Origin of the sequence: Chlamydia felis Fe/C-56, assembly GCF_000009945.1 — a bacterium.
In the GTDB taxonomy this organism is placed as follows: Bacteria; Chlamydiota; Chlamydiia; order Chlamydiales; family Chlamydiaceae; genus Chlamydia; species Chlamydia felis.
In genome coordinates this window covers 1,026,448-1,051,143 of sequence record NC_007899.1, presented here as the reverse complement: position 1 = coordinate 1,051,143, position 24,696 = coordinate 1,026,448, and the positions used below count along the sequence as shown (strand labels likewise).

Here is a 24,696-nt window from a genome sequence, read left to right as displayed (position 1 = left end):
GGTTATGGAAAATTCGTTATTCAAGAAGTCTGAAAAGAAAATTCGTAGGGCTTTAAGAGTGCGTAAAGTCTTAAGAGGCTCTTCTTTAAAGCCTCGCTTGTCTGTTGTAAAGACTAACAAGCATATCTATGTACAATTAATTGATGATTCTATTGGCAAAACTTTGGCTTCTGTCTCAACTATGGCGAAATCAAGTAAAGCTTCCGGATTAACTAAAAAGAATCAAGACGTTGCTAAAGCGTTAGGAAGCAAAATTGCCGAGCTAGGGAAAAATCTTCAAGTAGATCGAGTCGTTTTCGATCGTGGTCCTTTCAAATATCATGGAGTTATTGCCATGGTTGCTGACGGTGCTAGAGAGGGCGGATTACAGTTTTAAGAAAGGTTTAAAGAGATGACGTTATCAAAGAATTCTCACAAAGAAGATCAGCTAGAGGAGAAAGTTCTTGTTGTCAATCGTTGTTCAAAAGTAGTCAAGGGCGGTCGTAAATTTAGTTTTTCCGCGCTTATTTTGGTGGGTGACGGTAAAGGACGTTTGGGCTGCGGTTTTGCCAAAGCTAACGAGTTAACAGACGCTATTCGCAAAGGTGGAGAAGCTGCGAGAAAAAATCTAATCACTATTGAAACTTTGGATGGAGATTCCATTCCTCATGAGGTTCTAGTTGATCAGGACGGAGCTCAGTTGCTTTTGAAACCCGCTAAACCAGGAACTGGAATTGTGGCAGGTTCTCGCATTCGTCTGATTTTAGAAATGGCCGGAATCAAAAATATTGTTGCTAAAAGTTTAGGCTCAAATAACCCCATGAATCAAGTAAAGGCTGCTTTTAAAGCTCTCTTGAGTCTTTCTAGCAGGAAAGACGTTTTACAAAGGAGAAGAGTGACACATGATTAAATTAGAATCGTTACAAGATCCTTCACCACGTAAGAGAAGAAAAAAATTATTAGGAAGAGGCCCAGGTTCGGGACACGGTAAAACCAGTGGCCGAGGCCATAAAGGGGACGGAAGTCGTTCTGGTTATAAACGCCGATTTGGTTATGAAGGGGGCGGTGTTCCTCTTTATAGAAGGGTCCCTACAAGAGGGTTTTCTCACGCACGCTTTGATGAATGTGTAGAAGAAATCACTACCCAACGTTTGAATAGCCTGTTCAACGAAGGAGAGGAAATTACTTTGGATGCATTGAAGCAGAAAAAAGCCATAGATAAGCACGCTATTCGAGTAAAAGTAATTGTTAAAGGCGAATTAGAGAAAACATTTATCTGGAAGGATGCTAATGTGGTATTGTCTCAAGGAGTACGAAACCTTATTGGTGTTGCTTAAAGATAAAAATTTTTGGGCCCGACTATGACAACTTTACGACAGATATTTTCCATTGCTGAGTTAAGGCAGAAGTTATTTTTTACGTTTGCTTTACTTGCGGCCTGCCGAGTTGGCGTGTTCATTCCTGTCCCTGGAATTAACGGGGAGCGCGCCGTTGCTTATTTTAAACAACTATTAGGTTCCAGTCAGAATTTGTTTCAGTTAGCTGATATTTTTTCTGGAGGAGCCTTTGCACAAATGACGGTTATCGCATTAGGTGTGGTTCCGTATATTTCAGCATCGATTATTGTGCAACTTCTCTTAGTATTTATGCCTTCCATTCAGAGGGAAATGCGAGAGAGCCCTGACCAAGGGAAAAGAAAGATAGGTAGATTAACCCGTCTATTTACTGTTGGCTTAGCTTTTATTCAGTCATTGCTTTTTGCTAAGTTCGCTTTAAAGATGAATATGTCTATCCCGGGCATAGTGCTCCCAACTCTATTATCCTCTAAGTTATTTGGAGGCCCTTGGATCTTCTATATGACAACGGTTATTGTTATGACGACAGGAACCTTGTTGCTCATGTGGATTGGTGAACAGATTTCTGATAAGGGTATTGGTAATGGCGTTAGCCTAATTATCAGTCTTGGGATTTTAGCTTCTTTCCCTTCTGTTTTGGGATCGATAGTAAATAAATTAAATCTTGGTTCTCAAGACCCTTCTCAACTAGGTTTATTCTCACTCCTATTGTTGTGCTTTATTTTTGTATTTGTCCTTGTCACAACGATATTAATCATTGAAGGCGTGAGGAAAATTCCCGTGCAATATGCACGTAGAGTAATTGGTAGGAGAGAAATCCCCGGAGGAGGATCCTATTTGCCGCTAAAGGTTAACTACGCGGGCGTTATACCTGTTATTTTTGCATCGTCCTTGCTTATGTTTCCTGCGACTATAGGACAGTTTATGTCCTCGGATTCTTCTTGGCTGAAGCGGATCGCAATGATGTTATCCCCAGGGGGCTGGGTATACTCTTTGTGCTATGTTCTGCTTATAATATTCTTTACCTATTTTTGGACGGCAACACAGTTCCATCCAGAACAGATTGCCTCTGAAATGAAAAAGAATAACGCCTTTATTCCCGGAATTCGACAAGGGAAACCTACACAAACGTATTTAGAATACACTATGAACCGCGTGACTTTATTAGGAGCGGTCTTCCTAGCTGTTATTGCCATTTTGCCATCTATTTTAGGACGCGTTCTTCATGTAGATGCCAATGTAAGTTACTTTTTAGGCGGAACGGCAATGTTGATCGTTGTTGGGGTGGTTTTAGATACGATGAAACAAGTGGATGCCTTTTTGCTTATGCGCCGGTACGATAGTTTTTTGAAAAAAGATCGTCCCAAAGGAAGGCATTGAAAAATAACAATTTTTGACCTAAGATGCTTATACTACTTTAAGGGAGGCCCTACGTATGCCACGCATCATTGGAATTGATATTCCTGCGAAGAAAAAATTAAAAATAAGTCTTACATATATTTATGGGATAGGGCCAGCTCTTTCTGAAGAGATTATTGCTAAGCTGCAATTAAATCCTGAGGCTAGGGCTGTTGAATTGACGGAAGAAGAAATCGGTCGCCTCAATTCTCTCCTACAATCAGAGTATGTGGTCGAGGGAGACTTGCGACGCCGCGTGCAGTCAGACATTAAAAGATTGATTTCGATCCACGCTTATCGTGGGCAAAGACATCGTCTTTCATTGCCTGTAAGAGGACAGAGAACAAAAACAAATTCTCGAACACGTAAAGGCAAGCGCAAAACTGTCGCAGGTAAGAAGAAATAATTTTTTTAGGAGAACGTGCTTTGGTTAAACATCAAACGCAGAAAAAAGGCGTAAAAAGAAAACAGTTAAAAAATATTCCTTCGGGCGTTGTTCACGTTAAGGCTACCTTCAACAATACGATAGTGTCCATAACAGATCCTGCAGGGAATGTTATCTCTTGGGCTTCAGCTGGAAAAGTTGGGTATTCCGGATCTCGTAAGTCTTCGGCGTTTGCTGCAACAGTAGCTGCCCAAGACGCAGCAAAAAATGCTATGAATTCTGGCCTTAAAGAAGTCGAAGTATGTTTAAAAGGCACCGGAGCCGGAAGAGAATCTGCAGTTCGCGCTCTCATAGCCGCTGGTTTAGTTGTTTCTGTCATCCGTGACGAAACTCCTGTTCCTCATAATGGTTGTAGACCAAGAAAAAGGCGCAGAGTGTAGTTTTAAGGAGGGAGTAGGGGATGTCGGATAATTCACAAAATTTACTATACGATAAATTTGAATTGCCAAAGTCAGTCAAAATGATGACTGTAGAAGGTAGCGGAGGGTCGATCGATAAACACGCACGTTTTGTCGCTGAGCCTCTAGAAAGAGGTATGGGTCATACCTTGGGTAATGCTTTGAGAAGGGCATTGCTAATTGGTTTGGAAGCTCCTGCAATTATTTCTTTCTCCATGACCGGAGTGCTTCACGAGTACATGGCAATTGAAGGGATCATAGAAGATGTAACAAACATCGTCTTAAATTTGAAAGGTGCTTTACTAAAGAAGTATCCTTTCCAAGACAGTGAGGACGGTCGTCGCCCTCAATTATTAAAGTCTATGATTTCTATAGATGCCTCTGATTTGGCTGCCTGTGGTGGTCAGAGAGCTGTAACATTGGCTGATTTGTTGCAAGAAGGCGGGTTTGAAGCTGTTAATCCAGAGCATGTGATTTTTACTGTAACTCAACCTATGCAGGTTGAAGTCGCTTTAAGAGTGGCTTTCGGTAGAGGGTATTCTACATCAGAGAGAATCATCCTTGAAGATAAAGGTGTTAATGAAATCGTGTTAGACGCGGCTTTTTCTCCTGTAGTTTTAGTTAACTACTTTGTAGAAGATACTCGTGTTGGTCAAGATACAGATTTTGACCGCTTGATTTTGTATGTAGAAACAGATGGTAGGGTATCGCCTAAAGAGGCTTTGGCTTTTTCTACACAAATTTTAACTAAACATTTCTCCATTTTTGAAAAAATGGATGAGAAGAAGATTGTCTTTGAAGAAGCTATTTCTATTGAGAAAGAGAATAAAGACGATATTCTTCATAAGTTGGTTTTAGGTATTAACGAGATAGAACTATCCGTAAGATCCACAAACTGTTTGTCTAATGCAAATATTGAAACCATTGGTGAGTTGGTTATTATGCCAGAGCCTCGCCTGCTACAATTCAGAAACTTTGGTAAGAAGTCTCTTTGTGAGATTAAGAATAAGTTGAAAGAAATGAAGCTTGAATTGGGAATGGATCTCAGTCAGTTCGGCGTTGGCTTAGACAACGTGAAAGAAAAAATGAAGTGGTATGCCGAAAAAATTCGGTCTAAAAACGTCAAGGGATAATTAAGTATATGCAACACGCTAGAAAGAAATTTAGAGTTGGTCGTACTTCTGCTCATAATCGTTGTATGTTAGCTAATATGTTGAAATCTCTAATCCATCAAGAAAGAATAGAGACTACTTTGCCTAAAGCTAAAGAGCTGCGTCGTTGTGCGGACAAAATGATTACTTTGGCTAAGAAAAATACATTGGCTGCAAGACGTTTAGCTGTTGCTAGGCTTATGGTTAGATACAATAAATTGACAAGCAAAGAAGCTCGTCAAGCTAAGGCCGGCGATTTATCAGTTTATAATGTGGATCGTAAAGTGATAAACAAGCTTTTCGATGAATTAGGCACTCGTTTTGTCTCTAGACAAGGTGGATATACACGTATTTTGAAATTGCAAAATAGAGTTGGTGATAATGCACGAAAGTGTATTATAGAGTTTTTAGCAAACTAGGCTATTTTTTTTGCGAATACTGACTATTAGGGAAAAACGATGAAAGTTGTAATTAACGGTTTTGGACGGATTGGAAGATTAGTTTTAAGACAAATTCTTAAAAGAAAGTCTTCTATTGAAGTCGTGGCTGTTAATGATCTTGTCCCTGGAGAAGCTTTAACGTATTTATTTAAGTACGATTCTACTCACGGGCGTTTCTCTGCCGACGTGTCTTATGATAATGGCCATCTCGTAGTTGATGGCCATAGAATTCAATTGTTGGATCAACGTGATGTTCAAAAGCTTCCCTGGAAAGATCTAGGTGTAGATGTTGTCGTTGAAAGTACGGGATTATTTACTAAAAGAGAGGACGCTGCTAAGCATCTTGACTCCGGAGCTAAACGCGTACTCATTACTGCTCCTGCAAAAGGAGAAGTCCCAACATTTGTCATGGGAGTAAATGAAAATAAGTTCGATCCTGAAAAGGATGTAATTATTTCCAATGCCTCATGTACTACAAATTGTCTTGCTCCTTTAGCTAAAGTCCTACTAGATAATTTTGGTATCGAAGAAGGATTAATGACCACAGTCCATGCCGCTACGGCCACGCAGAGCGTTGTAGATGGTCCATCTAAGAAAGATTGGAGAGGTGGCAGAGGAGCGTTTCAAAATATCGTCCCCGCTTCTACAGGAGCTGCTAAAGCCGTAGCTCTATGTCTTCCACAATTAAAAAATAAACTAACAGGAATGGCTTTTAGAGTTCCTGTTGCAGATGTCTCCGTAGTTGATCTTACTGTGAGATTACAAAAGTCAACAACATACGAAGAAATCTGTGCTGTTATTAAAAATGCTTCAGAAACTAATCTGCGCGGGATTTTAGGTTATACTGATCAAGAAGTTGTTTCTTCTGATTTTATAGGATGCGAATATTCTTCTATATTTGATGCTGGTGCTGGAATAGCGTTAACAGATCGCTTTTTCAAACTAGTTTCTTGGTATGATAATGAAATAGGATATGCAACCCGCATTGTGGATTTATTAGAGTATGTAGCAAAGAACTCTAAATAAAAGGTTATATTCGTGTATTTTACAAGAGATCCAGTTATTGAAACTGTAATTACGTCTAGAGAAGGATACAAACTATCAGTTCGCAATACTAAGCATCTTTCCCAGGATCCTTTTGTTGTTGAAGCTGTGGAAGTGATCTCTTTAGGGAATACTTGTTTTTTTCGTAATTGCGATCACAGTAAGCCCTTCATAGTTCCTGCCGGTGATTATGAAGTAATGGAGATTCGCGATACTAAGATCAATCTTAAAGCTGTGGGATTAGATCGTGGCATTAAGATTGCTGGGGGTCGTGAAGCTTTAATTAAGTTACCTAAAGCAGCTCCTGTAACGGTTGTTGAAGAAGGATCTTCAGAAACTGTTGCAGTTGAAACTTCATCTTCGGAAACTCCCTCAACATCAGCATCTTATCCTGCCGCTAGGAAAGAAAAAAAGGAACGTAAGGGAGATAAGTGGAAAGAGAAGAAAAAGCAAGGGCGTAAAAAGGCTAGTAAAGAAGTATCTGAAGTTGCGGGTGATTCTCAAGAGATTATTAACGCCGTTACTGAAGAGTTTTGGGAAGAATCACAAGAAAATAAGTTAAGCGAACAGAAAAAGTTTTCACTGCTACCTCCACCTGCGAAATTGATTTCTGAGATTATCTCTCAGTCTGTGTCTGATCCTACTGAGACTTCAGCAGATTTGGATGAGTCTTTGCAAGCGTTAGTTGCTGAAAGTTCTGATGTGATCAACGCTTTATTGTCCGGTGATCAGTCTCTTATTTTCCCAGAAGAAGAAATGGAAGTGGCTCCGGCTTGCGAACAGCCTTTGCCCTCCTCTTTCCCTACAGAAGATGAGTAATAACATCCAATATTTTGCTCGTCTTCTTCTTTGAAAACCATTGATCTAGAAAGAGTCTTCTGGTAAGATCTTGACTTATGTTTTTGTTGTTTCGATTAGAAAAGAAACTTCTAAAAACTATAATTCGAATTGTTTCAGTTGTTTTCCTAATGATTGATACGGTTCTTTATTGCTCAGATGGTGGAATGGTAGACACTAGGGACTTAAAATCCCTTGGGCGCAAGCCCGTGCAAGTTCGAGTCTTGTTCTGAGCAGTTTCTTGCTTTTTGTTCAGATCTTAACCAAGTAATTCGTGTTCCTTATTGAATATGGAACGAGCGGTTGGTTTTTTATTTTCGTTTAATTTTTGTGAAATTCTAAGATTCGAAAATCTGCACTAGAGAACATTAACTTAGATTTTCTCTGTTTTTCGGATATTTTTTCTTGCCTGTGAATTTGAGACAAGAACTCCCTTCTGTGCTATAACGCAGAAAAATATAATATACTCTTAGAGGTATCCTTTGCGGCGGCTCTTATCGGCAATTAAGCTGCATCTAACTTCTATACGGTCTAGCAATTCCTCCTACTCCTCTTCTAATCATTACGGTATGTACTCGAGATCTATGCTTCTGCTACTCTGTCGATGGAAAGATGCAGACATTATGGAATGGCAATACGCATGTAATGCCCTAGTAGATGTTTGCAGTAAGATGAGCGAACACCTTGTATCCAATCAATCTGAAATAGTGAAAGTAGATCTTCCTCATGATCAAGATGATCATTCTGAATGGAAGCATCGATGTGTAGCTTTGGAGAAAGAACTTGCATCTCGTGATGAGCTTAAAAATTCTGAAATTGAGAAGTTAAAAAGTGAGAATAGTTGGTTACAACATCGTCTTTCTGAGAAGCTACAACAATCACGTCATCAAAATGATGTCATTGATGAATTGAAGAGGGATTTGATAGAGAGCGTTCAGCAAACAGAAATTAGTGAAGGAAGGCGTCTATGTTACGAACATAAGATTAAGATCCTCGAGGAACAGTTAGATAAGTTGACGTTATCTCGTGTTCCTGAAACTGATATGTTTGAACAAAGATCTAAAGAAAGCTCATTGAAAGAGCAGGAGATCATTGATTTGAATGCAGCTTTAATAGTGTTGCGACAGGAACGGGATGATCAATTTAAGCAGTATCAAGAAGAAATTGCAAGATTAAATCTAGAATTACAGTACTATAGACAGTCTGAACACACAAATCTGGGGTCTCAAAAAATTCTCCAAATTCAAGATGAGCTAGTTCAGAAGAAGAAAGAAGTAGCCTTACTACAGGATGTTATTGAAGAGCAGTATTGTCAGATACAATCACTTAGAAAGAAATTCGGGCTGGAGGATATTGAGAATGCTCCTCATTTAAAACAGCTTTTAGGCAGGGATTTAGACTGTACAAGTAGAGAATGCGTGCAAGAATTTCTCACATAATAAGGTCCTAGAGTATAGATCTTACATAGAGATTTCTTGTACGATATAAGGCTAGACTAAACACTAAGTTGTTCTGGGAAGCTTTCTCTTAAGCCTACAATAAGGAACTTAATTATGACGCAATTGATTATGGGGATAGATCCTGGAACACTAGTTTCTGGATATGCAATTATCCTCGTTGAACAGCGTTATAAGATCCGAGCTCATAGTTACGGAGCTATTCGTTTATCTTCTAAAGATTCATTAACGCAGCGTTATAAACAGCTTTTCCAAACAATATCCGGAGTACTGAATGATATTACTCCCGATGCTGTCGTTCTTGAAACACAATATGTTCATAAGAATCCTCAAAGCACGATAAAATTGGGCATGGCACGAGGAGTGCTTGTGCTAGCAGCTGCTTTAAGAGATATCCCTGTTTTTGAATATGCTCCGAACGTAGCTAAGAGGGCTGTTGTCGGTAGAGGAAACGCAAGTAAGCAGCAAGTGCAGCTTATGGTTAGTAAGATGTTAAATATTCCTGATGTTTTAAATGCCAATTGTGAAGATATTGCGGATGCATTTGCTTTGGCCATATGCCATGCGCATACTTCTTCTTATGATTTCTTAGGAGTTCGATAATGTACGACTATATTCGTGGAATTCTTACTTACATGAGTTCAGGAACGATGGTAATCGAATGCCAAGGATTAGGATTTAGTATTTGTGCTTCCGATAGATGGCTTATGGAGTTAGCAGGGCTGTTACATCGCGAGGTTATAGTTTATACATATACGGTTGTGCGAGAGACTGAGCATGTTCTTTATGGATTTCGTTCTCGAGGAGAACGTGAGTGTTTCCGCATGTTAATATCGTTTTCTGGAGTAGGCCCTAAGACAGGGCTAGCAATTTTAAATACATTTGCTCTTAGCAAATTATGTTCTATAGCGCGTGCAGAGGATGTAAAAGCCCTAGCATCAGTTCCTGGTATAGGGAAGAAAACCGCAGAAAAGCTTATGGTAGATCTGAAGCAGAAACTTCCAGAATTACTTCCTTTAGATTCTCAAACACTGACTTCTTGGAAACCTGCAAAGCCTTCGTGTATGGAAGATGGCATACAAGCTTTAGCTGCGTTAGGGTATCCGAAATCTTCAGCTGAAAGGATGATAGCTGAAGCTATAACGGAACTTCCTGATAATGCTTCCCTAGCAGAGATTCTTCCTATTGCTTTAAAAAAGAACTTACAAGGATTGAACAAGAGCTAGACTTTCCTAAAGATCGTGGTATAATTTTCTCCGTATTCAGTTCATTTTGTTTAAGGAGATTGTGTATACATGGAACAAACACTATCAATTATCAAACCAGATTCTGTTGGTAAGGCTCATATCGGTGAGATTGTTGCAATTTTTGAAAAAGCTGGATTTCGCATAGCTGCTATGAAAATGGTGCATCTATCAGCGAAAGAAGCCGAAGGATTCTATGCTGTTCATAAATCTCGTCCATTTTTCCAAGAACTTGTAGATTTCATGATTTCTGGTCCTGTAGTTGTTATGGTTCTTGAAGGTGATAATGCTGTCGTTCGCAATAGAGAAATTATGGGCGCTACGAATCCTCAAGAGGCGGCTCAAGGCACTATTCGTGCTCAGTTTGGTGAATCTATTGGAATCAATGCTGTACACGGATCTGACAGTTTGGAAAACGCAGCTATAGAAATTAGCTATTTCTTCAGCAAAACCGAAATCGTTAATTCTGTTGAGTAGAAGGAAATAGTTTTACAATAAAGTGGTGGACTTTCGGTGGGGCGTTTCTAGAAGGTCCTTCAGCTCATTTTCTGAAAGGGCGCTCCAATGAAAAGCTCTACCTGCTGATGCTTTTAATTTCTCGAAAAAGCTTTCTCTGGTAGGGAACCACGGACGAATAGTTGTGAGGAAATCTCGATGTAGACGTTGTTTCCTGTACGACGGTTGTTTTTGGGGTATTGGTAGATAACGAGAAAGCTTCTCTATATCCATATCCCAGAGAAATGTTGTATGGTGTACCCAGCGAGATTTTTGGATATATTGGGCATTTCCTGCGATTTTCTTCTCTTCTAAAGTATAATCATTTTCGTTAATGGAAAATGTCTTTGGGAAAATAGGGGAGTAAATTTCATAAGACCAATGCATCAAATCTTGAGAATTGGCCATGGGTTCTGAAGAGTTCATAATCCACGTTACGAATAAACTATTTTTATCGATAAATACTGTTCCTCCACCACTGTAACGCTTAATTATAGGAATATTATCGGATCGTAATTCTGGAAGATAAAGATCTTCTTGTGGGAGTCTTGAAATACCTAAAACCACAGCTTCAGGTGCATCAAAATTAATAATACAGTAATTTTCTCTGCTGTTGCGAAGAAGGGCTTCTTCTATTTGCAGCTGCTCAAAGATAGTTTTCCCAGATAGATTTAAGAAAATACACTTATTTATGCGCATGTTTTTTTACAGCAACCATCAATACTTGAATATCAGCATTAGCTATGCCCGATATTCTCGATGCTGACCCTATCGTCCTTGGGGTAAATTTAGCTAGTTTTTCTCTGGCTTCTAAACTTAAAGAGGAAATACTTTGATAATCTATATCTTCAGGAATCGTCATATTTTCTGATTTCGATAAACTATGAATCAAAGATTTCTGTCGCTCTATATATCCTGCATACTTGATTTCCATTTCCAAAGAAGCATTGAGAATAGAACCAAAGTCACGCACTTCTTCTGGGAATACCTCTCTAAGAGTATCATAGGATACTTCAGGACGACATAAAGCCTTGGCTAGGGAAACAACGGAATTCCCGTATTTTTTGAATGTCTTACTTAAACGAAGTTTTTCTTCTTCTATAATTTGCTTTTGATGTTCGAAAAGCTCATAACGCTCTTTACTTAGTAACCCCAGATCACGACCATAGTGAGATAAGCGCAAGCAGGCATTATCTTGTCTTAGAAGAAGGCGGTGTTCTGCTCTTCCCGTAAACATGCGGTAAGGTTCATCCAATACTTGAGTTGTAAGATCATCTAACATAACTCCAATATAAGATTCCTGCCTTGAAGGAATAAAATCTGGCTTCCTAAGCACCTTATTTACCGCATTAATACCCGCAATAAGACCTTGGGCCGCCGCTTCTTCGTATCCAGTTGTTCCGTTGATTTGCCCGCAAAGAAATAGGCCTTCTATGGTCTTGCTTTCTAAAGTGGGATAGATGACATTCCCGTGGACGTAATCATACTCAATAGCGTAAGCAGGACGGGTAATGATTGCGTTTTCTAAACCACGAACCGAACGAATCATCTCGTACTGCACATCAAAAGGCATGGATGTGGATAAGCCGTTAACGTAGACCTCTTGGGTGTAAATTCCCTCAGGTTCTATGAAAATATGATGGCGTTCTTTATCTGCAAATTTAACAATTTTATCTTCAATAGATGGGCAATACCGAGGGCCAATCCCTTCAATACGCCCTCCATAAAGAGCTGAACGCCGAATATTAGCCGTAATGATCTCTTTAGTCTTCTCAGTGGTGTGAGTAATGTAACACGATACTTGTGGTAGGGGAGGGACAAACGGTTCATCTCTGTGGACGAATCCTACACCAGGATCCCCAGGTTGTTCTTCTGTTACTGAAAAGTCTATGGAAGAAGCAAGTAAACGAGGGGGGGTACCTGTTTTTAGTCTACTTATCGGGAAACCCCGCTCTTTTAGAGCTGCTGACAGCCCTGTAGCTGCAGGATCTCCAAGACGTCCTCCAGAGAAACTACGATCGCCAATATGAATGAGACCGCGCATAAACGTCCCAGAAGAAAGAATAACTGTTTTCCCCAGGTATGCAATACCCTCTTTTGTTGTTACGCCCTGAATGACGTTTTCTTTGTCTAGTAAGGACTCGACCGTACCTTGCATGATATGTAGGCCAGGGGTGCTCTCTAATAAGCGTTTCATATGAATATGATACATTTGCTTATCAACTTGAGCTCTTGGTGCTCGGACAGCAGGACCCTTGGTCTGATTTAAGATGCGAAATTGTATCCCAGACCGATCGGTAATCTCAGCCATAATACCGCCTAGGGCGTCGATTTCTCGAACAATATGCCCTTTGCCGATACCGCCAACGGCAGGATTACAACTTAACTTAGCAATAGTATCTAAGTTTGACGTTAAAATGAGTACGGAGGCTCCCATTTTTGCAGAGCAAAATGCGGCCTCGCAACCTGCGTGCCCAGCCCCAACTACAATAACATCATAACTAATTGGGTGAGTCCACATAAACTAGCAATTATTTATTTTTATGACGGTCTCTTCGACGTCTTTTTTTACGCTTATGTTTAGCGATTTTTAGTCTTCGTTTTTTCTTAACAGATGACATAGTCTTTTTTATTGTTAGCGTATGAATATGTGTATGGTTTGATCCTCTCTCAATCAAGAAAAGATCGCCGGTGGAATAGTTAGATTTCAACTAGAACTATTTCCAGGATACCCAACTTAAATCAGGTACTCCGTGTTGCTCTGCTCGTTTTTCCCCGCAGTCTCAACACACTAAGTAAACCTAGGATTGCGGAGCAAGTGTCCCTCACAGGAAACAACATGAGAGATGTTACTACAAAGATATTTTGTGGTCTACTAACGATTTTAACCTCGTCTCACTAGAGAAACGGGATGAATTTTTTTGTGAAACTTGATTCAAATATCAATAAGATGTTCTGCATTAATTTTATAAAAATTTTTCTACCCGTTGAATTCAAGAGCTGCATAGTTCCTGAATCTTGCAAGTTCTTTTTCAAAAACTAAAGGCACAGAACCTATAGACCCGTGACGGTTTTTAGCTACTATAAGTTCAGCTGTTCCAGGCTTGTCATGAGGATCATAATATTCTCGACGCAATAGGAACATAACTAAGTCAGAATCCTGTTCTATGCTTCCACTTTCTCTAAGATCGCTCATCATAGGCCGATGATTCGCCCTGTCTTCCACTTTTCTAGATAACTGTGATAGACAGAGAATAGGAATATTTAATTCCCTAGCTAAAGTTTTCAGCATTCTGGAAATTTCTGAAATTTCAGTTTGACGACTTTCCGCAGAACGTAGGGTCCCTGAACCGGAAAGAAGTTGAAGGTAGTCAATGATCAAGAATTGAATGTCATAACTTTCTTTCATTCTTCGAGCGCGAGCTCTCAGATCGGTTACTTTTAATCCGGGTTGATCATCTATAAGTAGAGTATGTTTCTGCATTTCATTTACAACAGAAACAATGCGTTGAAAGTCCTGACCGGATAAATCTCCTACATTGATTTTTCTAGATTCTACTTCAGCCCGAGAGCATATGATTCTGTGAATTAGCTGATCAACAGTCATCTCTAGAGAAAAAATTCCTATAGGAAGTCGGCTTTGAAAGCACATGTTTTCTGCGATATTTAGGGCAAGAGCGGTTTTCCCCATAGCAGGTCGGGCTGCAAGGATCATTAAATTAGAAGGAGAAAAACCATTGATCATTTTGTCTAGATCAAGGAAATGTGTGGGGATGCCGGAAATGGGTAACGCATCGCCGCTTTGTGCGTGCTGTTGAAAGAACTCTTGTTTTTCCTGTAATTGAACAAGGAAGGGTTTTTCTTGGGCGGAAACTAAACCTTGCAGTTTGTCGGCAACGAGAACGTACTGTGTGAGGGAGGTTGTTTGGCTAATTTTAAATAAAGCGTTCTGAGCTTCATCCAAGGCCACAGCAACGTCTTTCGGTTCTTCAATTGCCTTTTTCTCTATCTCCTTAGCAGTTTGGATCATTTTTCTTAAAATCGATTTAGAAAGAATGATCTGAATATATTCTTCAATGTATGCTGCGGTTCCTGCAAAATCTGCTAAGGTAATTAAGTAACCAGGCCCCCCAATGACGGTAAGGTGGTTTCTTCTTTTAAGCTCTTCTCCAGCAAGATGTACATCTATGGGTTTGTCGTGTTTGAAAGCATCTTGAAGAACGCGGAAGATAATTTTGTGTTCAAGATAATAAAAATCATCTTCATTAAGCTGATTTGCTGCTAGATTAAGATAGTTAACTCCAGTGAGCATGCAACCCAGGACAATCATTTCTGATTCTTTAGAGTTAGGGGGGCTGGGCAAAGCAGGTGCAGGGGTCTTTTGGATTTGAGTTGACATAGTTTTTATGATGCAATCTAAGTCGTGAGTCATTCGAGATCAGGTTAGGATATCGAAAATATATGCTCAAGTTATAAGGTTCGGGGAGACGATAAAGTTTGGGTGGGACTTGCGGGGAAATCTCGAAGAAAGCGGAGTAGAAATTACTAGATCACTAATACTCACTTGCAATAGAATGAGTCTCTTCTTTTAGAGCAAATTCTTGGTTTGCTTTGCTCTTTTATTATTCGGCCTAAGGGGCAGAAGCTATAGAGCTAAAAGTTAACTTGCTTTCATTAAAGATAGGAATTATTCTAATTTATTGAACAAGAAGGTGGCAAAAGTTTTTCAATTGGGAACTTCTAGATGCGCCTCTAATAAGGAAAGATGACTGAGTGGTCGAAAGTACGTCCCTGCTAAGGACGCGTACCCCTAAAGGGTACCGAGGGTTCGAATCCCTCTCTTTCCGATTTTTCCCAATAAGGACCACAATAAAGTTAGTCTGCTGCTCTTTTTCTTTAAAATTTTTCTAAAATATCAAATAGGTATCAATATAAGGTAATCTGGGAGATGGTCGTAAAGGAGAAGCACTCTCTTCTTGCCTGTAGACTCGGCTTATCCTATAATAAGCTCTTTTAGATTATATTAAGATTCCTTAAAAAGATCGCGTTAGCCAAAACCATGAGACAATTTTGTAACTTACTTTCTCTATCACGTATATGGCTAGCCCTGTTCTTTTACCAAGAAAAGATACACTTGCGTTTGTTGGTGATTCTTGGGGCTATGGCTAGCGATGTTCTAGATGGATATCTTGCTCGTCGTTATAAGGCTACCAGTCGTTTCGGTTCCATGCTGGACCCGCTTACTGATAAGTTCTTTGTTTTTGTTTGCGTTGCCATCCTTTATTGGGAAAGATCTCTTTCTCCAGAGCACCTGCTCCTTATTTTTGCTAGAGACATTTTTCTTGTTCTATTTGCCATCTATCTCTCTGTTGTTAGGGGGTGGAGAGGATACGATTACCGAGCTCTTTTCTTTGGAAAGATTTTTACAGTGGCTCAATTTATTATTTTGCTTGGAGTTACCGCCGGGCTGCAGATTCCTGTATTTGGGTTGATGCCTCTAATTATTCTTGGATTTCTTTATTTCCTAGAAAGAGTGATAGACTACAGAAAGCAATGTCTCGATTAAATGTTTCGACAAGTTTTTTCTTTAGAAAAAGAGCGGGGTATCTCATAGGAACAACTTGTATTTTAGGCGGGGTTTCGCTACAATGGTCCTTTACATTTGTCAACGTCTTTTAAAATATGCCTTGCCGTTTGCTCTGCAACAAGTATCATGAGAACTTCACGGGTTCAAAGTCTTTCAGGCATGATTTATCATCTGTTTACAACACTTTATACTCTATAATTTTGGGAAGGAGTCTATGCAGTCATCAGAGATGAAATCCTTTTCAAGACTGCGGGCGTACTTCTGCCCCATATATCGATCAGAGTTCCCAAAATTTTTTCCTCTTTTCTGGTTAGCCTTTTTCGTAGGATTTAATTATTGCCTCCTTAAAAGTATGAAAGATACTTTAGTGGTGGTCGGGTCTGATGCGGGTGCAGAAGTTATACCGTTCTTGAAGGTGTGGGGGATAGTCCCTGGAGCCGTTATCGTCACTATGGTCTATGGTTGGTTAAGTAGTCGGTGTCCAAGAGACACAGTTTTCTACTCTTTCATAGGTGCTTTTCTTGGTTTCTTTTTCCTATTTGCCGTAGTGATTTATCCTTTGGGGGATGCTCTACATTTGCATTCCTTGGCAAATAAACTACAAGACATACTGCCTACAGGATTGCGCGGATTCATTGTAATGATTCGCTATTGGAGTTATAGCCTTTACTACGTAATGTCGGAGCTTTGGAGCTCCGTAGTTCTTTCAACTCTCTTTTGGGGGTTGGCCAACGAAGTGACCAGCGTAAGAGAAGCTGGAAGGTTTTACTCCTTAATTAATACTGGGCTGAATCTTGCTTCTATATTTGCCGGTGAAATTTCCTATTGGATGAGCAAAAATTCTCTCTGCTCTCTTCCTTTTGTTAAGGATCGGTGGCATGAAATTATGATGAACCTCACAATGTTAATTGTTTTAGCTGGGTTATGTATGATTTGGCTATATAGAAAGGTTCATATCCTGACACAAAATTCTTATCACTTCTCAACAGCCATTTCTTCTGAAGCTCCGGAAGAAGCTATTCCTCAGATTGAAGAAAGCGTGGCTAGTGTAAAGGCTAAGAAAAAAACCAAAACCAAAGCAAAAAGTCTTTTCCTCTATCTTATTCGTTCTCGTTACTTGCTAGGCTTAGCTGTTATAGTTTTATCCTATAACCTTGTCATTCACTTATTCGAAGTCGTTTGGAAAGACCAAGTCAGTCAGATTTATAGCTCCCATGTTGAATTCAGCAGTTACATGAGTAGGATTACAACTTTGACAGGGATTGTATCTGTTTTCGCTGCTCTTTTCCTGACAGGACAGAGTATCCGAAAATGGGGTTGGACAGCTGGAGCATTGACTACCCCCGTTGTTATGCTAATCACTGGTCTGCTATTCTTTGGAGCTGTATTTGCTGTAAAGAAAGACGTCATGATTTTCGGTGGTTTTTTTAACATGGCTCCTTTGGCCATAGCGGCTTGGATGGGAGGGATGCAAAACGTATTTGCACGTTCTGCTAAATTTACCTTCTTTGATCAGACTAAAGAAATGGCGTTTATTCCGTTACCCAATGATCAGAAAAACTTTGGTAAGGCCGCCATTGATGGTGTGGTATCTCGAGTAGGGAAATCAGGGGGCTCGTTGATTTATCAAGGGCTATTGATTATCTTTTCTTCTGTAGCTGCAAGTCTCAATGTTATTGCCGTAGTGCTTCTTGTTATTATGGTAATTTGGATTGGTGTTGTTGCTTTTATAGGAAAAGAATACAACGCTAAAGAAGCTGCTGTCGTTGATGAAAACGCGGATGCTGATCCAATGGTATCTGACTTGGCTGTCAGTAGAACTTCTGGAGAAAATTCTGCTAAAGAAGAAGTTGCTACTCTATAGTTTAAAGGGCTTTTAAGCCCTTTTTATTCATATTTTTTTTGATCTTTAAGCTTCCCCTCACATACTTTATTTTATTTATTCTATAAATTTTTGATGTTACGGGTATTTATGAAAACGTTTTGGCATTTCTTGTCTAAAGGCTTCCTTGCGATTGTGGGTTTGTCTCTGGGGGTGATTCTCGCCTTCTTAGTTACTGTGATGTTAGTTGTTTCTACTTCTGGAATGAATGATTCTCAATTTGTGAATATGCCTGATGCTAGGGGAGAAGTAAAAGATCTTGGCAAAGATGCGCCAATTATAGCTGTGTTAGAGATGAAGGATGTTATCTCTTCGGCCAAACATACAGCAAGAATCCTTCAAGATGCCATTACGACACTAGATTCTGCCCCATATAAAGACAGAGTGAAGGGTATAATTATTGATATGGATTGTCCTGGGGGGGAAGTTTTCGAAATTGCTCGTACGTACTCAGTAATTCAATTCTGGAAACAACGTACAAATTGTCCCATTTATGTATTTGTAAATGGCCTGTGTGCTTCCGGTGGATATTATGTTGCCTGCGCTGCGGATAAAATTTATTCCACATCTTCCTCTTTGATAGGGTCTGTAGGAGTGCTTTCCGGACCATATTTTAATGTAAAAGAAGGTTTATCTCGTTACGGAGTGCAAAGTGATTTGCTAACAGCCGGAAAAGATAAAGCTCCCATGAATCCCTATACGGAATGGACAACTAAGGATCGTGAAATCCGACAAGAGGTTATAAATTATCTTTATGGCCAATTTGTTGATGTTGTTGTAACGAATCGACCGCTGCTAACCAAAGATAAATTGGTTAGCGTTTTGGGCGCACGTTTATACTCTCCAGAAAAAGCTTTAGAAGAAGGTTATGTTGATGTCGTAAATGTTACTAAGCAACAAGTGATTCAGGATTTAGTTTCTGATTGTAAAATTGAAAATAACTACCGTGTAATTGGTTTAGGAAGTGATGGTTGGTTGAAAAAAGTTATGTCTTCAATAACTAACAGTCCATTAATTACAGGGAAGATTCAACATGAACTACTGCCTAATCTAGAGAATTCCACAAGTACATTTTATTACTTGGCTTCATGATTCTGATTAATTAGAAAGCGGAGAGAATCGGTGCGAAAGATTTTTATTTTAGATGCTTCAGGATTTGTTTTCAGAGCGTATTTTGCTCTCCCAGATATGAAAAATTCTTCTGGAAAAGGAACGCAAGCAGTTTTTGGCTTTATTCGTTCTATTAATAAATTAATCAAAGAATTCTCTCCTAATCATATGGTGGCCGTCTTTGATGGCCCAAATAATAAACAGAGTCGTAGAGAGATCTATGCCGATTATAAAAGTAATCGAGAGAAAAAAGAGGAGGATCTTTATCAACAAATTCCTGTGGTTAAAGAATATTGTAATTTACTCGGTCTATCCCACTTGGAAGTGGAGGGAGTAGAGGCTGACGATGTAATTGCCAGTGTTTCAAAACTGGCTATTGCTGAAGGTTATGAAGTTTGTATCTGTACTGCAGATAAGGATCTACTCCAGTTAGTTAGTCCCAATGTAGTTGTTATAAATCCTTGGAAAGATCAACCCCCGATTGATGAAAATGGAGTTGTGAATATTTACGGCGTACCGCCATGTAGAATTCCCGATTACCTAGCTTTAGTTGGGGACACTTCTGATAATATTCCGGGCGTGTCTGGTTGTGGTCCTAAAAAAGCTGCAGCGCTTTTACAAAAATATCATTCTGTAGAAGGAATTTTAGAACATCTTGATGAATTGACCGGATCCACTCATAAAATGTTCTCAGAGCAAAAAGATATTTTATTATTGAGTAAGGATCTTGCTGTATTAAACAATAACGTCCCGCTGCCTACAGAAATAAAAGATCTAGAATTCCCCATGCATGAAATTCGTCAGGAAGAAATGAATGCTTTCTACATGCGACAAGGTTTTAAAACTCTAGTTCAACAGGTTGAGGAAGCATCCAATGTATATGTAGAGGTTATCAATAATAGTGAAAATCTTATTGAAGTCCTACCTACTTTACATGGGAAAAAAGTCCCTTTTTCTGTTGGGTATAAAGGAAGCTTTCTTCCCTCTCTGTCTTTAATGGGCGTGGCTTTAGCCTGTGATGATTCTGTCTATTATGTTGATGTAGAAAATGCTACTGATGATGTGATCAAACCTCTCAAAGACTTCTTTGGAAGAAAAGACACAGAATTTTATGGTTACAACATAAAAAGAGATAGCCATGCATTAAAAAATGCAGGTATTCATGTTAATAATATAGCCCTAGATTTAGCCTTGGCCGAACATTTAATCAATGGAGGAGCAAAGATCTCTTATCAAACGCTTCTTGCCGACCTTGGGTTAGTTAGTTCAGCAGGTAGATACGGAAAGGAATGGGGACAGTTAAGTTTGCCTATACAGAAGTCTCCCCCTAATCCTGCTCAGTATTTTGGGGAATTTGTTTCTCATTTGCCCACAATTAAAGAAACCTTGTTAAAAGAGCTGAAAAGCAAAAATATTGAAGATATTTTTTTTAATATGGAAATGCCCCTAGAGAAGGTCCTTTTCACTATTGAAAGAAATGGAATGCCTTTAGATGTGGAAGATCTTCAAAATCTTGAGAAAATTTTATCCGAAGAATTGGCAATTCTCGCTGATGATATTTATGCCTTGGCAGGATCTCCTTTTAATATTAAATCTCCTAAGCAGTTGGCAGAGGTTTTATATAATAAGCTTGGCTTGACACCTGTGGATAAAGCCCGATCTACCAAAGCAGAAGTTTTGGAAGCCATGACGGGGGAACATGATGTTATTGAGAAGATTTTAGCATTTAGATCTGTTGAAAAGTTGCTCTCTACATATGTCAGAGCTCTTCCTAAGCAAGTAGATCCCTGCACATTTAGAATTCATCCTACATTTAATCAAATGGGCACAGTAACCGGTAGACTAGCTTGTCAGGACCCAAATTTGCAAAATATTCCCATTCGCTCAGAGAGGGGAAGATTGTTAAGAAAAGCTTTCTGTGATACCCATCAGAATACATATTTTTTATCTGCAGATTATTCTCAAATTGAGTTAAGATTTCTTGCACATTTGAGCCAAGATGAGTCGTTAAAATTGGCCTTTGAGTCGCGAGAAGACGTGCACACGTTTACTGCCTCTCAAGTATTTCATGTGCCATTAGAAAAAGTTACGAAACAACAGCGCATGCAGGCAAAAACGGTAAATTTCGGTATTATCTATGGGCAACAGGCTTATGGATTGTCAAAGATTTTAAAAATCAGTGTTTCCGAAGCTCAAAAGTTAATAGATGCATATTTTGATCGTTATCCTGACGTAGCTCGTTTTATTAATGAAACGGTCAGTCAAGCTTGTGAAAATTTACGAGTGAAGACGTTGTTAGGAAGAGAAAGAATTATTGATAATTGGACAGAGTTTTCAAACTCTCGTGCTGCTTCAGGACGTCTTGCTGTTAACACCCGCATACAAGGTAGCGCTGCTGAATTGATAAAGCTCGCGATGCTGCAACTCTCTGATGCCTTGGAAAAACGTAAATTGAGAAGTCGTATGTTGTTACAGATACATGACGAATTAATTTTCGAAGTTCCTGAAGAAGAAAAAGAAGAAATGCAAACCTTAGTGCGTGATATAATGGAATCTGCAATGATTTTATCTGTCCCATTAGTTGTGAATATCTTAATTGGAAAAAATTGGGCAGAATGTTAGACTTGTTAAAAGTTTCTATTACAGGGGATCTCTCTTCAGGAAAGACTGAAGCTTGTAGGGTTTTTCAAGATCTGGGAGCTTATGTAATTAGTGCTGATAAAGTTTCGCATAGTTTCCTTGTTCCTCACTCGCATATAGGTCATCGCGTTATAGATCTTCTGGGTTCTGATGTTGTTGTTGACAATGCATTCGATAGGAAAGTCATAGCAGAAAAAGTTTTTGATAATTTAGTTCTTCTACAAGCTTTAGAAGCAATTCTACATCCTGAAGTTTGTCGAATAATTGAAGAACAGTATTGTCTGGTCGCCAAGGAGAACAAATATCCTCTGTTCATTGCTGAGGTGCCTTTGTTGTATGAAATACAGTATGCGAACAAGTTTGATCGTGTAATTCTTATTACAGCCGATGAGAATACTCGTAGGGAAAGGTTTACCAGAAAAACTAATTGTTCTGATTTAAATTTTTATCAAAGGTGTGCGCGGTTTTCTTCTAATGAAGAAAAAATGATGCATGCTGATATTATTATAGAAAATAACGGAACTAAAGAAGAATTACGTCATAAAGTTGAAGAATATTTTTACGCTTTAAAGGGAGCATTATGAAAGAAGAACGTTCTTCAGAAGTCTTGCCAAAGGTGAAAGAGAATAAAAAACATACGTGTCCTGTGTTGCAAGAGAAATCTTTTGCAGGAGAATGTGCAGTAGTTGCAGAGGCTGTTGATGAAAATCAACCTGTAACTATTACCAAAATTGCCAAATTGCAAAGGATGGGAATTGAAGAGCTTAACATATTGGCTCGTCAATATGGAGTGAAGAACATTGGGTCTCTTACTAAATCTCAAGTGGTCTTTGAGATTGTTAAAGCAAAATCGGAGCGTTCCGATGAGCTTCTAATTGGAGAAGGGGTCTTAGAAGTGCTTCCCGACGGGTTTGGTTTTTTAAGATCTCCTACTTATAACTACCTCCCCTCAGCTGAAGATATTTATGTTTCTCCCGCTCAGATCCGCAGATTTGATTTGAAAAAGGGAGACACAATTATAGGGACTATACGTTCTCCAAAAGAGAAGGAAAAGTATTTTGCCTTATTAAAAGTAGATAAAATTAATGGATCTACCCCAGATAAAGCCAAGGAACGAGTTTTATTTGAAAACTTAACTCCTCTCTATCCTAATGAAAGAATTGTTATGGAAATGGGGAAAGAGCACCTTGCAGAAAGGGTATTGGATCTTACGGCTCCCATTGGGAAAGGTCAAAGAGGACTTATTGTCGCTCCTCCACGTTCTGGAAAGACTGTAATCTTACAAAGCATAGCGCATGCTATTGCCGTTAATAATCCAGATATTGTTTTAATCGTTCTGCTCATCGACGAACGACCTGAAGAAGTTACAGACATGATTCGTCAGGTGCGTGGTGAAGTTGTGGCTTCTACATTTGATGAACAACCCGAAAGACACATTCAAGTTGCGGAAATGGTTATAGAAAAGGCTCGACGTCTAGTTGAACACGGAAAGGATGTTGTGATTCTTCTCGATTCTATTACACGCTTAGCTCGAGCTTACAATACCGTACAACCGCATTCAGGAAAAATTTTAACAGGTGGTGTGGACGCCAGCGCTCTACATAAACCAAAGAGATTCTTCGGAGCCGCCAGAAATATTGAGGGTGGGGGATCATTAACCATTTTAGCTACAGCGCTGATTGATACGGGCTCTAGAATGGACGAAGTGATTTTTGAAGAATTCAAAGGTACAGGAAACATGGAACTTGTGCTGGATCGTCGTCTTTCTGATCGAAGAACTTATCCTGCTATTGATCTCATTAAGAGCGGCACAAGAAAAGAAGAGCTACTTTATCATCCTAGTGAATTAGAAAAGGTGTATCTCTTCCGTCAGGCGATAGCCGATCTTACCGCTATAGATGCTATGCATTTGTTATTGGGTAGATTAAAAAAGACAAATAGCAATGCAGAATTTTTGCTTTCTTTAAAAGAATAAACGATAAGCTTATTGTGTTTCTGCTTGTGGAAAGTATCCGAAATGATAGGAGAGAAGCTTGCTGACATAGTTGTCAGGCCGTTATCGGATCAGATTCTCGCTCATTACTGTTCCTAATCATGCCTATGATTCGGTGAAAATCCTGAAGTGATTGATCTTATCAATTCAAGGGTCTTATACTCTTTTTGTTGAGTTGATAGATGGATATCTATCAACTCATTGGGAAAAGGGAAGAAAGGTCGTCTTTTTATTTTAAATTTACTTTCCGATGAGAATTTCTGGGAAAACAATCAAAGATATCTCTTTGTTAGAGAGATGCCTGCCTTGAGTTGTCTTCTCCAGGATTTCTTGTGCTTGGCGATAATATCTTTCAAGATTTACAACATGTAAAGAAGGCTCCGCAGGACTATAGATTCCTAGGTATTCTTTTCTTTGAAAGATTGCCACGGTTAGGGGAGTCTGATGAATTCCCCGTAGTTCTTTAGTTAGTGGAATACCAAAAAATAAGCGAATGAGCATATCTTTGTGTTTATAATAAGGGCTTTTGTATTTTGTCAAAAAATGATGAGGGTACCAGATAATGACGAGCTTTGAAGAAGAACAGTTGCGTGATCATGCCGTGGCTAACCTATACCGGATAGGGGCAATAAGATTCGGTGATTTTAATCTTTCAGATGGCCAAAAAACCCATATTTATGTCGACATGCGTCCGGTTATTTCTTGCCCCGATGTATTGCAAACTATCGCTTCGTTGATTTGGCGTCTACGCCCTTCTTTCAATAGTAGCTTATTATGCGGTGTTCCTTACACAGCTTTAGCCCTAGCAACTTGCATATCCTTGAAATACAACATCTCTATGGTGTTAAGAAGGAAAGAATTAAAACATTCAAGTCAAGAAGACAGAATAAAAGTAGAGGGATTATTTTCTTCAGGACAGACATGCTTGGTAATCAATGATGTTATTGCTTCAGGACGTTCAATTTTAGAAACAGCTAAAGCTTTAGAAGATGAGGGTTTAAATATCCGAGAATCCTTGGTTTTCTTGGATAGACAAGTCGGAGGGGAGGCGGTCCTAAAAGAAGCAGGAATAAAATTACGGTCTGTATTTACTCTAGAAGATCTTGTTAAATCCTTATTATCCAAATGCGAGTTGAAAGATACAGATGCGGCCATGGCCTCTGCGCTTATAAAAAATTTGTAATTGCATTTGTTTGTTTTTATTCTGTTTAATAACAAAAGTTTGGATTTTGTTTCTTTTT

General features: G+C 39.2%; 26 protein-coding genes and 2 tRNA genes. 23 read left to right on the top strand and 5 right to left on the bottom strand.

Features of this window, described 5'->3' with window-relative positions:
* The first annotated feature begins 4 nt into the window (after positions 1–4).
* From rplR to ndk, 15 genes are all read left to right on the top strand, one after another.
* A complete protein-coding gene (gene rplR, locus CF_RS04505) occupies positions 5–376 on the top strand; it encodes a 50S ribosomal protein L18 (protein WP_011458444.1) in 372 nt (123 codons plus the stop codon).
* A gap of 15 nt (positions 377–391) precedes the next feature.
* Positions 392–889: a 30S ribosomal protein S5 gene (rpsE, locus tag CF_RS04500; protein ID WP_011458443.1), complete on the top strand. Its 498-nt coding sequence runs from the start codon at positions 392–394 to the stop codon at positions 887–889.
* On the top strand, positions 882–1,316 hold the full coding sequence (gene rplO, locus CF_RS04495; protein ID WP_011458442.1) for a 50S ribosomal protein L15: 435 nt from the start codon (positions 882–884) through the stop codon (positions 1,314–1,316). Before rpsE ends, rplO begins: the two co-directional genes overlap by 8 nt.
* A gap of 24 nt (positions 1,317–1,340) precedes the next feature.
* A complete protein-coding gene (gene secY, locus CF_RS04490; protein ID WP_011458441.1) occupies positions 1,341–2,714 on the top strand; it encodes a preprotein translocase subunit SecY in 1,374 nt (457 codons plus the stop codon).
* A 55-nt stretch (positions 2,715–2,769) separates the two neighbouring features.
* Positions 2,770–3,138 carry a 30S ribosomal protein S13 gene (gene rpsM / locus CF_RS04485; protein WP_011006085.1) on the top strand — a complete coding sequence of 123 codons (369 nt, stop codon included), beginning with the start codon at positions 2,770–2,772 and terminating at the stop codon, positions 3,136–3,138.
* A gap of 20 nt (positions 3,139–3,158) precedes the next feature.
* Positions 3,159–3,557 (top strand): 30S ribosomal protein S11, encoded by a 399-nt coding sequence (gene rpsK / locus CF_RS04480; RefSeq protein ID WP_011458440.1) that lies wholly within the window; start codon positions 3,159–3,161, stop codon positions 3,555–3,557.
* Positions 3,558–3,577: 20 nt separating this feature from the next.
* The gene (locus CF_RS04475) at positions 3,578–4,708 is read left to right on the top strand and encodes a DNA-directed RNA polymerase subunit alpha (protein ID WP_011458439.1); all 1,131 of its coding nucleotides are present in this window, start codon (positions 3,578–3,580) and stop codon (positions 4,706–4,708) included.
* A gap of 8 nt (positions 4,709–4,716) precedes the next feature.
* Positions 4,717–5,145, top strand: coding sequence for a 50S ribosomal protein L17 (rplQ, locus tag CF_RS04470; protein ID WP_011458438.1), 429 nt, complete (start codon positions 4,717–4,719; stop codon positions 5,143–5,145).
* A gap of 39 nt (positions 5,146–5,184) precedes the next feature.
* The gene (gap, locus tag CF_RS04465; RefSeq protein WP_011458437.1) at positions 5,185–6,192 is read left to right on the top strand and encodes a type I glyceraldehyde-3-phosphate dehydrogenase; all 1,008 of its coding nucleotides are present in this window, start codon (positions 5,185–5,187) and stop codon (positions 6,190–6,192) included.
* A 12-nt stretch (positions 6,193–6,204) separates the two neighbouring features.
* Positions 6,205–7,029: a GrgA family transcription factor gene (grgA, locus tag CF_RS04460; protein WP_011458436.1), complete on the top strand. Its 825-nt coding sequence runs from the start codon at positions 6,205–6,207 to the stop codon at positions 7,027–7,029.
* A 171-nt stretch (positions 7,030–7,200) separates the two neighbouring features.
* A tRNA-Leu gene (locus tag CF_RS04455) sits at positions 7,201–7,283 on the top strand.
* Between the two features lie 387 nt (positions 7,284–7,670).
* The gene (locus CF_RS04450; protein ID WP_173023634.1) at positions 7,671–8,486 is read left to right on the top strand and encodes a hypothetical protein; all 816 of its coding nucleotides are present in this window, start codon (positions 7,671–7,673) and stop codon (positions 8,484–8,486) included.
* Between the two features lie 114 nt (positions 8,487–8,600).
* Positions 8,601–9,107: a crossover junction endodeoxyribonuclease RuvC gene (gene ruvC / locus CF_RS04445; protein ID WP_011458434.1), complete on the top strand. Its 507-nt coding sequence runs from the start codon at positions 8,601–8,603 to the stop codon at positions 9,105–9,107.
* A complete protein-coding gene (ruvA, locus tag CF_RS04440) occupies positions 9,107–9,730 on the top strand; it encodes a Holliday junction branch migration protein RuvA (protein ID WP_011458433.1) in 624 nt (207 codons plus the stop codon). The genes ruvC and ruvA overlap by 1 nt, the downstream gene beginning before the upstream one ends.
* Positions 9,731–9,799: 69 nt before the next feature.
* Complete coding sequence (gene ndk / locus CF_RS04435) at positions 9,800–10,225, top strand: nucleoside-diphosphate kinase (protein WP_011458432.1); 426 nt, start codon at positions 9,800–9,802, stop codon at positions 10,223–10,225.
* Between the two features lie 12 nt (positions 10,226–10,237).
* On the opposite strand, the gene CF_RS04430 is transcribed toward ndk, so the two are convergent.
* The 4 genes from CF_RS04430 to dnaB all read right to left on the bottom strand — a co-directional run bounded on the left by CF_RS04430 (position 10,238) and on the right by dnaB (position 14,642).
* On the bottom strand, positions 10,238–10,942 hold the full coding sequence (locus CF_RS04430) for a lipoate--protein ligase family protein (protein ID WP_011458431.1): 705 nt from the start codon (positions 10,940–10,942) through the stop codon (positions 10,238–10,240).
* Positions 10,929–12,764 (bottom strand): tRNA uridine-5-carboxymethylaminomethyl(34) synthesis enzyme MnmG, encoded by a 1,836-nt coding sequence (mnmG, locus tag CF_RS04425; protein WP_011458430.1) that lies wholly within the window; start codon positions 12,762–12,764, stop codon positions 10,929–10,931. The genes CF_RS04430 and mnmG overlap by 14 nt, the downstream gene beginning before the upstream one ends.
* 10 nt (positions 12,765–12,774) lie before the next feature.
* A complete protein-coding gene (locus tag CF_RS05345; protein ID WP_072054076.1) occupies positions 12,775–12,864 on the bottom strand; it encodes an AURKAIP1/COX24 domain-containing protein in 90 nt (29 codons plus the stop codon).
* A gap of 359 nt (positions 12,865–13,223) precedes the next feature.
* Positions 13,224–14,642, bottom strand: a complete 1,419-nt coding sequence (dnaB, locus tag CF_RS04420) for a replicative DNA helicase (RefSeq protein WP_041468028.1) — start codon at positions 14,640–14,642, stop codon at positions 13,224–13,226.
* A gap of 360 nt (positions 14,643–15,002) precedes the next feature.
* Between dnaB and CF_RS04415 the strand changes: the two genes are divergently transcribed.
* The 7 genes from CF_RS04415 to rho all read left to right on the top strand — a co-directional run bounded on the left by CF_RS04415 (position 15,003) and on the right by rho (position 23,437).
* Positions 15,003–15,090: transfer RNA gene (locus tag CF_RS04415), tRNA-Ser, on the top strand.
* Positions 15,091–15,302: 212 nt separating this feature from the next.
* Positions 15,303–15,809 carry a CDP-alcohol phosphatidyltransferase family protein gene (locus tag CF_RS04410; RefSeq protein ID WP_011458428.1) on the top strand — a complete coding sequence of 169 codons (507 nt, stop codon included), beginning with the start codon at positions 15,303–15,305 and terminating at the stop codon, positions 15,807–15,809.
* A gap of 235 nt (positions 15,810–16,044) precedes the next feature.
* Positions 16,045–17,694, top strand: a complete 1,650-nt coding sequence (gene npt2, locus CF_RS04405) for an NTP/H+ exchange transporter Npt2 (protein WP_011458427.1) — start codon at positions 16,045–16,047, stop codon at positions 17,692–17,694.
* 108 nt (positions 17,695–17,802) lie between these two features.
* Positions 17,803–18,804 carry a S49 family peptidase gene (locus CF_RS04400; protein WP_041468027.1) on the top strand — a complete coding sequence of 334 codons (1,002 nt, stop codon included), beginning with the start codon at positions 17,803–17,805 and terminating at the stop codon, positions 18,802–18,804.
* A 30-nt stretch (positions 18,805–18,834) separates the two neighbouring features.
* Positions 18,835–21,444: a DNA polymerase I gene (polA, locus tag CF_RS04395; RefSeq protein ID WP_011458425.1), complete on the top strand. Its 2,610-nt coding sequence runs from the start codon at positions 18,835–18,837 to the stop codon at positions 21,442–21,444.
* The gene (gene coaE / locus CF_RS04390; protein WP_011458424.1) at positions 21,438–22,046 is read left to right on the top strand and encodes a dephospho-CoA kinase; all 609 of its coding nucleotides are present in this window, start codon (positions 21,438–21,440) and stop codon (positions 22,044–22,046) included. The genes polA and coaE overlap by 7 nt, the downstream gene beginning before the upstream one ends.
* Before the next feature lie 164 nt (positions 22,047–22,210).
* Entirely contained in the window at positions 22,211–23,437 is a 1,227-nt protein-coding gene (gene rho / locus CF_RS04385) for a transcription termination factor Rho (protein ID WP_408609919.1), read from the top strand.
* Between the two features lie 258 nt (positions 23,438–23,695).
* Here rho and CF_RS04380 read toward each other — a convergent pair whose 3' ends face one another.
* A complete protein-coding gene (locus CF_RS04380) occupies positions 23,696–23,956 on the bottom strand; it encodes a hypothetical protein (RefSeq protein WP_011458422.1) in 261 nt (86 codons plus the stop codon).
* 61 nt (positions 23,957–24,017) lie between these two features.
* On the opposite strand from CF_RS04380, the gene CF_RS04375 reads away from it, so the two are divergent.
* On the top strand, positions 24,018–24,638 hold the full coding sequence (locus CF_RS04375; protein WP_011458421.1) for an orotate phosphoribosyltransferase: 621 nt from the start codon (positions 24,018–24,020) through the stop codon (positions 24,636–24,638).
* The last annotated feature ends 58 nt before the right edge of the window (positions 24,639–24,696 follow it).